This is a genomic window from Nonomuraea glycinis, assembly GCF_035920485.1.
In the GTDB taxonomy this organism is placed as follows: domain Bacteria; phylum Actinomycetota; class Actinomycetes; order Streptosporangiales; family Streptosporangiaceae; genus Nonomuraea; species Nonomuraea glycinis.
The window spans coordinates 7,069,177-7,079,913 of the sequence record NZ_CP109166.1 but is presented as its reverse complement, the minus strand read 5'-3'; the positions used below and the strand labels follow the sequence as shown (position 1 = coordinate 7,079,913).

The 10,737-nt window shown below is 70.9% G+C and carries 12 protein-coding genes; 8 read left to right on the top strand and 4 right to left on the bottom strand.

The window, feature by feature from the left end; all coding sequences use genetic code 11:
• Position 1: 1 nt before the first annotated feature.
• The 3 genes from OHA68_RS33165 to OHA68_RS33155 are packed head-to-tail and all read left to right on the top strand — an operon-like array spanning position 2 to position 1,076.
• Positions 2–523, top strand: a complete 522-nt coding sequence (locus tag OHA68_RS33165) for a Na+/H+ antiporter subunit E (RefSeq protein ID WP_327103754.1) — start codon at positions 2–4, stop codon at positions 521–523.
• Positions 520–780 (top strand): monovalent cation/H+ antiporter complex subunit F, encoded by a 261-nt coding sequence (locus OHA68_RS33160; protein WP_189139335.1) that lies wholly within the window; start codon positions 520–522, stop codon positions 778–780. The genes OHA68_RS33165 and OHA68_RS33160 overlap by 4 nt, the downstream gene beginning before the upstream one ends.
• Positions 781–791: 11 nt before the next feature.
• Positions 792–1,076, top strand: a complete 285-nt coding sequence (locus OHA68_RS33155) for a cation:proton antiporter (RefSeq protein WP_327103753.1) — start codon at positions 792–794, stop codon at positions 1,074–1,076.
• A gap of 5 nt (positions 1,077–1,081) precedes the next feature.
• Here OHA68_RS33155 and OHA68_RS33150 read toward each other — a convergent pair whose 3' ends face one another.
• From OHA68_RS33150 to OHA68_RS33140, 3 genes are all read right to left on the bottom strand, one after another.
• A complete protein-coding gene (locus OHA68_RS33150; protein ID WP_327103752.1) occupies positions 1,082–1,615 on the bottom strand; it encodes a DUF6328 family protein in 534 nt (177 codons plus the stop codon).
• 68 nt (positions 1,616–1,683) lie between these two features.
• On the bottom strand, positions 1,684–2,460 hold the full coding sequence (locus OHA68_RS33145) for an alpha/beta fold hydrolase (RefSeq protein ID WP_327103751.1): 777 nt from the start codon (positions 2,458–2,460) through the stop codon (positions 1,684–1,686).
• Between the two features lie 147 nt (positions 2,461–2,607).
• Complete coding sequence (locus OHA68_RS33140) at positions 2,608–3,027, bottom strand: peptidase inhibitor family I36 protein (protein WP_189139338.1); 420 nt, start codon at positions 3,025–3,027, stop codon at positions 2,608–2,610.
• A 353-nt stretch (positions 3,028–3,380) separates the two neighbouring features.
• Here OHA68_RS33140 and OHA68_RS33135 point away from each other — a divergent pair, with 353 nt between their 5' ends.
• Positions 3,381–4,523: an acetate/propionate family kinase gene (locus tag OHA68_RS33135; RefSeq protein ID WP_327103750.1), complete on the top strand. Its 1,143-nt coding sequence runs from the start codon at positions 3,381–3,383 to the stop codon at positions 4,521–4,523.
• A 3-nt stretch (positions 4,524–4,526) separates the two neighbouring features.
• Here OHA68_RS33135 and OHA68_RS33130 read toward each other — a convergent pair whose 3' ends face one another.
• Complete coding sequence (locus tag OHA68_RS33130; protein ID WP_327103749.1) at positions 4,527–6,506, bottom strand: beta-galactosidase; 1,980 nt, start codon at positions 6,504–6,506, stop codon at positions 4,527–4,529.
• A gap of 164 nt (positions 6,507–6,670) precedes the next feature.
• On the opposite strand from OHA68_RS33130, the gene OHA68_RS33125 reads away from it, so the two are divergent.
• From OHA68_RS33125 to OHA68_RS33110, 4 genes are read left to right on the top strand one after another with little or no spacing between them, the layout of a single operon-like run.
• Entirely contained in the window at positions 6,671–7,993 is a 1,323-nt protein-coding gene (locus tag OHA68_RS33125) for an ABC transporter substrate-binding protein (RefSeq protein ID WP_189139341.1), read from the top strand.
• Complete coding sequence (locus tag OHA68_RS33120; RefSeq protein WP_327103748.1) at positions 7,990–8,883, top strand: carbohydrate ABC transporter permease; 894 nt, start codon at positions 7,990–7,992, stop codon at positions 8,881–8,883. The genes OHA68_RS33125 and OHA68_RS33120 overlap by 4 nt, the downstream gene beginning before the upstream one ends.
• Positions 8,883–9,743: a carbohydrate ABC transporter permease gene (locus OHA68_RS33115; RefSeq protein ID WP_327103747.1), complete on the top strand. Its 861-nt coding sequence runs from the start codon at positions 8,883–8,885 to the stop codon at positions 9,741–9,743. Before OHA68_RS33120 ends, OHA68_RS33115 begins: the two co-directional genes overlap by 1 nt.
• On the top strand, positions 9,740–10,735 hold the full coding sequence (locus tag OHA68_RS33110; RefSeq protein WP_327103746.1) for a LacI family DNA-binding transcriptional regulator: 996 nt from the start codon (positions 9,740–9,742) through the stop codon (positions 10,733–10,735). The genes OHA68_RS33115 and OHA68_RS33110 overlap by 4 nt, the downstream gene beginning before the upstream one ends.
• Positions 10,736–10,737 lie beyond the last annotated feature (2 nt).

Sequence of the window (10,737 nt, the reverse complement as noted above, 5' to 3'; positions counted from 1 at the left end):
CGTGCCGAGGCCGTTCGGCCGGCCGGTGCCGCCGGCGCTGGTCGTCTGGCTGGCGCTGATCTGGGTGATGCTGTGGGGCGAGGTGTCGGTGGGCACCGTGCTGGGCGGGCTGCTGACCGGGGCGATCACCACGTGGCTGCTGCCGCTGCCCGCGCTCGATCCCGGCATCAGGATCCGGCCGCTCAAGGCGGTGTCCTTCCTGCTGTGGTTCACCGCCGACCTGGTGAACTCCACCGCGCGGGTGGTGCTCTGGGTGCTGCGCACCGGCTCGCCTCCCTCGGGGATCGTCCGGGTACGGCTGCGTACGTCGTCGGAGTCCATGATCATGATGATCATGGTGGCGGTCTCCACCGTGCCCGGCAGCCTCGTCCTGGAGGCGCACCCGGACCGCCGGGAGCTGGTGCTGCACGTCCTCGGCCGCACCGGGGACCTGACCTCGCTCGCCCAGCGGGACGTGAGCGGGCTGGAGTCGCGCATCGTGTCGGCCTTCGGCACCCGCGCCGATCGGGAGGAGCTGCGATGACGGCGGTCTACCTGGTGACGCTCGGGCTGCTGGCCTGCGGCGCGCTCGCCACCCTCTACCGGGCGGGGCGCGGCCCCACGATGCTGGACCGGGCGGTCGCGCTGGACGTGCTGACGTCGCTGTCCATGTGCGCCGTGGGCGCGTTCGCGGTGGTCAGCGACGACTACTCGGACCTGCCGATCCTGCTGGTGCTGTCGCTGCTCGGGTTCGCCGGGTCGGTGGCGGTCGCCCGCTACTTCTCCGGCGGCGCCCGGTGAACGTGCTGGACGTGTTGGACGTGGCCGCCGCCGGCTGCCTGCTCGCGGGCGCCGGGCTCGCCCTGTCCGCCGGAGTGGGGCTGATCCGCTTCCGCACCCTGCTGGACCGGATGCACGTGGCGACCAAGCCGCAGGTGCTCAGCGTGCTGCTGGTCCTGCTGGCGATGTGGCTGCACCGCCCCACCTGGGCCACCGCCGGGCCCCTGCTCATCGCGGGCGTCGCCCAGATCATCACCGTCTCGGTGGCCGCCTACGTGGTGGCCCGCGCCGACTACCGGCGCGACGAGCCGGAGTGACACGCTCAGGCCGCCGGGTCGGCGCCCCCTCGCCTGCCCTCCTCCTGCTCGGCCGTGGGTGCTTCGTCGGAACGGCCGAAGCGGTTGAACGCCGGCTGGCCGAACCAGACCCACGCCACCAGCAGGGCCAGGCCCCCGGCGGTGGCCCACGCCAGCGCGGACTGGAACAGGAAGTCGACCACGAGCATGGTGGCCGCGGTCATCGACAGGGCCAGCGCCAGCGCGCCGATGATGCCGTAATAGTTGGAACGGCGGACCAGCTTCTCCTTCAGCCCTTGCCGGAACAGCATCCGATGCTGGTTCGCCGGGGCGATGTAGCAGATGGACGCGATCGCGGCGCTCACCAGCGCCACGTAGAACAGCCATCGATCGAACTCGCGCAGGTTCACGAACCGCTGGGTGAACGGCACGGTCAGCAGGAAGGCGAACAGCACCTGGACCCCGGTCACCGCCACCCTGGCGCCCTGCAGCAGCTCGGTGAAGTTACGATCGGCGCGTTCCTTGTCCGTCTCCCGGCCCGGCTGCGGCACTTCCGTCACGCCCAACGCCTCCCACCATCGTCACATCAGGCAGTACCACTTCCTTGGCGACGGAGATCAAAACCTGCCTACTCCAGGAACTCCGCCACCACCCGGGCGAACTCGTCGGCCCGCAGCTCCAGCGGGATCATGCCGCCCTCGATGACGGCCGTGGCCGCGTTCAGCGGTTTGGCCAGCCGGTGCAGCTCGGGGAAGCCGAACGGGTCGCCCGTGGCGCCGACGCAGAGCACCGGGCAGCGGATCAGGCCGAGGCGCTCCTCCATCCGGTAGGCGCCGACCGCCTGATGGCCGAGCCCGACGCCCGGCCAGATGGTGAGCGCGTCCCGCACATAGCGGCCCAGCAGGTCGGGGCGGCCGGGCGGGTAGTAGACGGCCCGGCTCGCCCACAGCTCGGTCAGGTGCGTGCCGTCCTCCCGCTCGGTGGCGTTGTCGACCGGCCGCCCGCCGCGCCGCCGCCGCTCCCTGGACTCGGCGTCGACCATCGGCGTGGACGACAGCACCAGCCGGGTGACCCGCTCCGGGGCGCGGGCCGCCGCCTCGATCGCGATCACGCCGCCCGTGTGGTGGCCCGCGACCGCGGCGGAGTCCAGGCCGAGCGCGTCCATCAGGGCGAGCACGCCCTGCGCGTAGTCCTCGATGGTGTGCGCGGCGGGCTGCGCCGAGGCGCCGAACCCTAACGTGTCCATCGCGACCACCCGGTGGGAGCCGCCCAGCAGCGGCAGCACCTCGCGATACTCGTCCCACGACCGGGGCGTCTGGTGCAGCAGCAGCACCGGATCCCCGCTGCCGCACTCGGCGTAGTGGATCTGCCCGTAGGGGGTCCTGGCATAGCCCAACTCAATCATCGCGCCCCTTCCGGCACCGTCCGCGTCCCCATCATGGCCCTCCTGACGCCGCTGTAAAGACGTCAACCGGTGAGAGGAGAGGGGCTGTGCGGGCCGACCGTGTCGCGATCGTCGCGGGACTTCATCGCGGAGGCATCAGCAGTCCCTTCACACGCAACTGTGCAGCCGGTAGCTCTCCGCGTCGTCGTTGAAATCCCAGTCCTTCAACTGGTTGAGTTCCCGGCCGGGCTTCACGGTCAACGTTCTGCCCTTCTGTCCGTCGTCGGAATAGATGGTGGCGCACCAGCCGGAGCCGTTGACGATGGAGGAGATCTCGTTGTCGCCGTCCCAGCCGCCGAGCTCGTAGTTTCCGCGATTGCTCTTTCTGCCGTACTCGTCGCCCTGGCCGCCGGCGTCCTCGTACAGGCAGAACTGACTGTTCCTGTGGCACTCGACCGACGTCGCTCGTGCGGGTTCCGCGGTGACCGCCAGGGGGATGGCGGCCATGGCCAGCGCCAGGCAGCCGCGGAGCAGGAGCGATCGGGTTCTGTTCGGCTGGGCCGGAGGGTTGGGCCGGAACGTCGTCATGGCGGGCTCGCTCTCTCGGTACGTTCTCGTGCGGAATGGCCACGGAATCCTGGGATGGAATCCAGCTGACCGCCGTTCATCCGGCGATCAGGCGATTGCCAGTTCACTACGCGAGGACATCCCACGTCCAAGTGTTCCTGTCTGAGCGGGAACACCGAGATCACGACCACGCGCCCGGCGTACGGTCACCGGAAACGGGTGGGGGGCCGGCCATAAGACCCCGTCTGGCGGGCAGGTGGCGATGAGACGTCAACCCCGTACCGGGCACCCGCTGCCCGGATCGGACGGGGATCGCGTCACTGACGATCCCGGAACGCGGTGGACGGGCGGCGAGAAGCGGCACGAGGAGTGACATGGGTCAGGAGTGGGCGGCAGGCGAGTCGGCGGCGGTGCTCACGGTCAACGCCGGCTCCTCCAGCCTGCGCCTCGACCTGGTGGACGGCGGCAGCGTGGTGGACAGCGCGCACGCCGAGCGCGCCATGGACCCGGACGCGGCCCGGGCCGAGCTGTCGGAGTTCCTCGGCCGTCATCTGAACCGCGACGTGGCGGCCGTCGCGCACCGGCTGGTGCACGGCGGCGACCTCGTCCGCGCCCCGACGGTCGCCGACGACGCCGTCGTACGGGCGCTGCGCGGCGTCACCGACCTCGCACCGCTGCATCTGCCGCCCGCGCTGGCCCTGCTGGAGGCGGCCCGCGAGCTGCTGCCCGCGATTCCGCACGTGCTCTGCCCCGACACCGCCTTTCACGCCGGCCTGCCGGACGCCGCCGCCGTCTACGCGCTGCCCGGCCGGTGGCGCGAGAAGTGGGGCCTGCGCCGCTACGGCTTCCACGGCCTGTCCTACGCCTGGGCGCTGGAGCGGACCGCGGAGCTGCTCGGCCGGCCCACCGCCGAGCTGGATCTGGTGCTCGCGCACCTGGGCGGCGGCTCGTCGGTGTGCGCGGTGTCCGGCGGGCGCAGCGTGGACACCTCGATGGGCTTCACCCCGCTGGACGGCGTGCCGATGAGCAAGCGGTCGGGCAGCGTCGATCCCGGCCTGCTGCTGTGGCTGCTGGAGGATGAGCGGCTGACGCCGGCGGAGCTGCGCGAGGGGCTGGAGCGGAGCTCGGGCCTGCTCGGCCTGTCCGGCGGGCGCTCGGGCGACACCCGCGACCTGGTCGCCGCCGAGCGGGACGGCGACGAGCAGGCGGCGCTGGCGCTGGCCGTGTTCTGCCACCGGGTGAGCCGGGAGATCGCCGCCGCCGCCACCTCGCTCGGCAGGATCGACGCGCTGGTCTTCACCGGCGAGATCGGCTGGGACCAGCCGGAGGTGCGCGAGGCGATCTGCCGCCGCCTGCGGCTGCTCGGCGTCGAGCCGCCCGCCCGGGGCGGCCGCGACGACGACGGCCCGATCAGCGCGCCCGGCGCCGCCGTCCCGGTGCTGGTCGTCGAGCTGCACGAGGAGCTCCAGCTCGCCCGCGAATGCCTGGAGGAGCTGTACGGCCCGGCGAAGGAATGACGGTTACGGGTGATCTTCCAGGATGACCGAGACGCCGCCGGCCGCGACGGTGACCGAGCCTTCGTGGCGCGCGCCGTCGAGCGCTCCGGTGCCGGTCACGCCCTCGACCGTCACCGGCTCGTCGCCGTGGTTGATCAGGAAGACGTGCCGGCCGCGCCGTACCAGCTCCAGGGTGTCGGGCAGGTCGCGCGGCCGGGGCACGCCCGCGCGGTCGAGCACCTCGCACAGCAGCTCGCGCAGGCCGGTGACGGGGGCGGTGGCGAGATACCAGGCGGCGCCGGCGCCCAGGTCGTGGCGGGTGACGGCGGGGTGCCCGGCGTCGGGGCCGGCGGTGAAGCGCTGGACGGCCCGCGCGCCCGCCAGCTCGATCCGCTCGGACCAGATCCGGCCCTCGGCTGCGGTGGTCGCCACCGTCTCGTGCTCGCGCAGCGGGTGGAACTCCTCGATGGACAGGCCGAGCAGCTCGCGCAGCGCGCCGGGGTAGGCGCCGGGGTGGATCGCGTCGTGCTCGTCCACGATGCCGGAGAAGTACGACACCAGCAGGTGGCCGCCCGCCTCGACGTACCGGTGCAGGTTCTTGGCGGAGGCGTCGGTCAGCAGGTACGCACTCGGCGCAACAACCACCCTGTATCCCGAAATATCGGCAGAAGGGTGTACGAAATCCACGGTGACGTGCTCCCGCCACAGCGCCTCGTAGAAGGCGTCCACCCGCTCCCGGAACGTCAGGTCCACCGACGGCCGCCAGTCCAGCTCCAGCGCCCAGTAGGACTCCCAGTCCCACACGATCGCCACGTCCGCCGTCACCCCGCTGCCCCGGACCCCGTCCAGCCGGCGCAGGTCGGCGCCCAGCTCCAGCACCTCGCGCCACTGCCGCGAGCCGGTGCCGGCGTGCGGCACCATCCCGGAGTGGAACTTCTCCGCGCCGTGCCGCGAGGCTCTGAACTGGAAGAACAGCACGCTGTCCGAGCCGCGCGCGACGTGCGCGAGGCTGTTGCGGCGCATCTCGCCGGGCCGCTTGGCGAGGTTGCGCGGCTGCCAGTTGACCGCGCCGGCCGAGTGCTCCATGAGCATCCACGGCTTGCCGCCCGCCACCGACCGGGCCAGGTCGGCGGACATGGCCAGGTCGATGTGGTTGTCCGGCTGCTCGGCCCGCAGGTAGTGGTCGTTGGCGACGACGTCGAGCTCGCGGGCCCACTGCCACAGGTCGGTGGACTTGCAGTTGACCGTCCCGGCGAAGTTGGTCGTCACGGGCAGGTCAGGATGGCTCTCCTTGATGATGTCGCGCTGCAGGATGTAGTGCTCGCGGTGCTGGCCGTCGCTGAAGCGGGCGTAGTCGAGCCGCTGGGCGGGGTTGACCGCGGTGTGGTTGAACCGGGGGGCGTCGATCTGCGACCAGGCGGTGTAGCGCTGCCCCCAGAACGCGGTGCCCCAGGCCTCGTTGAGCGCGGCCAGGTCCAGGTAGGTGTGGCGCAGCCAGTCCTGCCAGGCCCGGACGCTGTGCTCGCAGTAGCACTCGCCGAGCGGCGCCCCGTACTCGTTGTGCACGTGCCACATGACCACGGCGGGATGGCCGCGGTAGTGCTCGGCGAGCGCGCGCACCAGGGCGGCGGTGGCGGCGCGGAAGGCCGGTGAGCTGGAGCAGGCGCTCTGCCGGCCGCCGAAGCCGATGCGGATGCCGTCCCTGGTCACCGGGAGCGCGTCGGGGTGCTCGGCGACGAACCAGGCGGGCGGCGCGGCAGTGGGCGTGGCCAGGTCCACCGAGACGCCCGCCGCGTGCAGCCGGTCGATGACCTCGTCCAGCCAGCCGAACTCGTAGCGGCCTCGCTCCGGCTCCATCAGCGCCCAGGTGAACATGCCGAGGCTGACGAGGTTGACCCCGGCCTCGCGCATCAGGGCCATGTCCTCCTCCTGCACCTCGCGTGGCCACTGCTCAGGGCTGTAGTCCCCGCCGAAGGCGATACCGGCCGGACGCTCCGGATACATCCATCCCCCTAAAAACTCTGTGAACGTGCACAGTAGCGTCCCACACTTCCACGGCGAACGCCTGGGCCGTTTTTCCTGGGTTAACGAGAACGTAACGACCCCTTGACCGGAGATACGGCGCTGCTCCACTCTGTGCACGTTCACAGAGTCTTCTGGAGGTAAGCATGCGTGCCACACGCCTCGGAGCGGTCCTGGCCGCCGCGCTCACGGCCACCCTGACGATCGGCGGGTGCGGCTCGAGCGAGCCCACCGGCGGATCCGAGGCGGCGGCGACGAGCCCGGCGGCCCCCCAGGGCCCGGTCAAGCTCACCTATTGGACCTGGGCCCCCAACATGGACAAGATCGTCGCAGTCTGGAACAAGGACCACCCCGACATTCAGATCACCGTCAGCAAGCAGGCGGGCGGCGACGACGCGGCGGCCAAGTTCCTCACCGCGGCCAAGGCCGGCAACCCGCCCGACCTGGTCCAGGCCGAATACCAGCACCTGCCGTCGTTCATCGCCGCCGACGCGGTGGCCGACCTCAAGGCCGAGACCGCGGCGATCAAGGGCGAGTTCGGCGAGGGCATCTGGGGCCTGGTCACGCTCGGCACCGAGGCGGTCTACGCGGTGCCGCAGGACAGCGGCCCGATGATGCTCTTCTACCGCCAGGACCTGTTCGACAAGCACGGCCTGCAAGTGCCCAAGACCTGGCAGGAGTACGGCGAAGCGGCCCGCACCCTGCGCAAGAAGGACCCCAAGGCCTACCTGGGCACCTTCTCCAGCAAGGACCCCGGCGCCTTCACCGGGCTGGCCCAGCAGGCCGGCGCGCAGTGGTGGTCGATCAGCGGCGAGTCCTGGAAGGTGAACGTCGCCGACGAGCCCACCAAGAAGGTCGCCGACTTCTGGGGCGGCCTGGTGAAGGAGGGCGCCATCGACGACACGCCGTTCTTCACCCCCGAGTGGAACAAGGCGCTCAACGACGGCAAGCTGCTGACCTGGCCGTCCGCCGTGTGGGCGCCGGGCGTGCTGTCGAGCAACGCGCCCAAGGCCAAGGGCAAGTGGGCCGTCGCCCCGCTCCCGCAGTGGAACGCCGGCGAGAACTTCAGCGGCTTCTGGGGCGGCTCCTCGGTGGCGGTCTCCGCCAAGACGCCGAACAAGGCCGCCGCCGCCCAGTTCGCCACCTGGATCAACACCGACCCCAAGGCGCTCGACCTGCTGGTGAAGGAGGCGGCCATCTACCCGGCCGCCGCCAAGGCCCAGGCGGCGCTCGGCGCGGCCCCTGACTACTTCGCCAACCAGCCCGACTTCTGGCAGCAGGCGGCGACGGTCTCGGCGGGGGCGCGCGGCTTCACCTTCGGCCCGAACGTGGGCGTCACGTACAACGCCTTCAAGGACGGCTTCGACAAGGCGCTGCAGGACGGGACGTCGTTCTCCGACGCGGTCCAGGCCATGCACGAGGCCACCGTCGCCGACATGCGCAAGTCCGGGTTCACGCTCGCGTCATGACGCGACCCTCCAAGAGGCGTACGTCCCTGGCCCCGTACGTCATCCTCACCCCCGCCATCGTGCTGTTCGTGCTGTTCCTGGCGCTGCCGATCGGCTACACCGTCTATCTGGCGATGCGCCGCACCCAGGTGTCCGGGCTCGGCCTGGGCGCCGGGGCGCGGCGCGAGGTGTTCGTCGGGTTCGACAACTTCGCCGCCGCGCTGGCCGACGGCGAGTTGTGGGCCGGGTGGCTGCGGGTGCTCGGGTACGGCGCGCTGGTGCTGGTCGTGATGCTCGGCCTGGCGCTGCTGTTCGCGCTGCTGCTGGACTCGGCGCGGGTGCGGCTGTCCCGCTTCAGCCGGATCTCGATCTTCCTGCCGTACGCGGTGCCGGGTGTGGCCGCGTCGCTGATGTGGGGGTTCCTGTATCTTCCCTCGCTCAGCCCGATCCGGGCGATCCTGGACGTGGACCTGCTCGGCGCGAGCACGATCACGTACTCGATGGCGAACGTGGCGGTGTGGGGCGGGACCGGGTTCAACATGCTGGTGCTCTACACCACCCTGCGGGCGATCCCGCGCGACTACTACGAGGCCGCGCGGCTCGACGGGGCCTCGGAGCTGCAGATCGCGCTGCGCGTCAAGATCCCGATCCTGGCTCCGGCGATCATCCTGACCACCGTCTTCTCGATCATCGCGACGATCCAGGTGTTCACCGAGCCGACCACGCTGCGGCCGTTCACCAACACGATCAGCTCGACGTGGAGCCCGCTGATGAAGGTCTACCGCGACGCCTTCGTCACCGGTGACCTGTACTCGGCCGCGGCCACCTCGATCGTCATCGCGGCGATCTCGCTCGTCCTGTCGTTCGGATTCCTGCGCGTGGTCCGCGATCGCGCCTTCGGGGAGGGCTGATGGCCGCCATCGCACCACAGCGGCGTTCCACGCGCAGCGGGATCGGGCTCGCGCCCACCGCGCTGCTCCTGCTGGGGGCGCTCTACTGCCTGTTCCCGGTGAGCTGGCTGCTGATCGCCTCCAGCAAGTCGCCGGGCGAGCTGTTCACCACGCCCACGCTGGCGTTCGGCACCGGCTTCCTGAGCAACGTGACGGATCTGTTCGCCTACCGCGACGGCGTGTTCTGGCTGTGGATGGGCAACACGCTGCTGTACGCGGGCGGCGGCGCGCTGCTGTCCACCGCGGTCTCGGCGATCTCGGGGTACGCGCTGGCCAAGTATCGTTTCCCCGGCCGTAAGCTGATCTTCAACCTGCTCATCGGCGGCATCCTGGTGCCCGCCGTGGTGCTGGCCATCCCGCAGTATCTGCTGTTCTCGAAGATCGGCCTGGCCGACACCTACTGGGCGGTCCTGCTGCCGCAGATCCTGCATCCGTACAGCATCTACCTGGCCCGCATCTACGCCACCGCCGCGATCCCCGACTCGCTGCTGGAGGCGGGCCGGATCGACGGGGCGAGCGAGGGGCGGCTGCTGGGGCGGGTGGCGCTGCCGCTGATGGTGCCGGGTCTGGTGACGATCTTCCTGTTCCAGTTCGTGGCCATCTGGAACAACTTCCTGCTGCCGTTCATCATGCTGGGCGACGACGGCAAGTTCCCGCTCACGGTCGGGCTCTACACGCTGCTCGCCGCCGGGGCCAACCAGCCGTCGTTGTACAACCTGATCCTCACCGGGACACTGTTGTCGATCATCCCGTTGATCGCGTTGTTCCTCACCATGCAGCGATACTGGAAGACCGACCTGTCCTCCGGAGCCGTGAAATGAAACGCCCCACGATCCATGACGTCGCCGCCGCCGCGGGGGTCTCCCGCGGCACGGTGTCCCGGCTGCTCAACGGCGACCGCTACGTCAGTCCCGCGGCCCGCTCCGCCATCGAACAGGCGATCTCCGAGACGGGCTACGTCGTCAACCGCGCCGCCCGCAGCCTGGTCACCCAGCGGACCGGCACGATCGTCATGGTGCTGTCGGAGCCGCACGAGAAGCTCTTCGAGGACCCCAACTACAGCACTCTCATCAGGGTCGCCATCCGCCGGCTCGCCGAGCGCGACCTGTCCCTGGTGATGATGCTGTCGGGCGACGAGGGCGACCGCGAGCGCGTGGTGCGCTATGTGCGCGGCGGCCACGCCGACGGGGTCCTGCTCGTCTCCACCCACGCGGGCGACCCGCTGGTCAGCGCGCTCGGCTCGGTCACCCCCGCGGTCTCCTGCGGCGCCGTCATCGGCCGCGAGAGCGTCATTCCGTACGCGACCGCCGACGATCGGCTGGGCGCCCGGCAGATGGCCGAATATCTGGTGGGCCAGGGCCGCAGGCGGATCGCCATGATCACCGGGCCGATGGACACGCCGGGCGGCATCCAGCGGCTCGAGGGCTTCGCCGACGTCCTGGGCCGTAAGGCGTCCAGCAAGCTCGTCGCGCACGGCGACTGGACGCAGGCCAGCGGCGAGCGCGCCATGACCGAGCTGCTGGAGCGCTCACCGGACCTCGACGCCGTGTTCGTCGCCTCCGACCTGATGGCCGCCGGCGCGCTGACCACGCTGCGCGCCGCCGGCCGTTCGGTGCCGGACGACGTGGCGGTGGGCGGGTTCGACGACTCCTCGGTGGCCACCTCCACCCTCCCGCCGCTGACCACGGTCAGGCAGCCGCTGGCGGAGATGGCCAACCGGACGATGGACCTGCTGCTGGCGCTCATCGACGGCGCCAAGCAGGTGGAGCCGGTGATACTGCCCACCGAGCTGGTGATCCGCGAATCCGCTTGAGG

Coding starts and splice junctions, on each gene's coding strand:
- OHA68_RS33125 (WP_189139341.1), top strand. CDS start 6,671: ATGCGTGCCACACGCCTCGGAGCGGTCCTGGCCGCCGCGCTCACGGCC.
- OHA68_RS33110 (WP_327103746.1), top strand. CDS start 9,740: ATGAAACGCCCCACGATCCATGACGTCGCCGCCGCCGCGGGGGTCTCC.
- OHA68_RS33140 (WP_189139338.1), bottom strand. CDS start 3,027: ATGACGACGTTCCGGCCCAACCCTCCGGCCCAGCCGAACAGAACCCGA.
- OHA68_RS33135 (WP_327103750.1), top strand. CDS start 3,381: ATGGGTCAGGAGTGGGCGGCAGGCGAGTCGGCGGCGGTGCTCACGGTC.
- OHA68_RS33160 (WP_189139335.1), top strand. CDS start 520: ATGACGGCGGTCTACCTGGTGACGCTCGGGCTGCTGGCCTGCGGCGCG.
- OHA68_RS33115 (WP_327103747.1), top strand. CDS start 8,883: ATGGCCGCCATCGCACCACAGCGGCGTTCCACGCGCAGCGGGATCGGG.
- OHA68_RS33145 (WP_327103751.1), bottom strand. CDS start 2,460: ATGATTGAGTTGGGCTATGCCAGGACCCCCTACGGGCAGATCCACTAC.
- OHA68_RS33120 (WP_327103748.1), top strand. CDS start 7,990: ATGACGCGACCCTCCAAGAGGCGTACGTCCCTGGCCCCGTACGTCATC.
- OHA68_RS33130 (WP_327103749.1), bottom strand. CDS start 6,506: ATGTATCCGGAGCGTCCGGCCGGTATCGCCTTCGGCGGGGACTACAGC.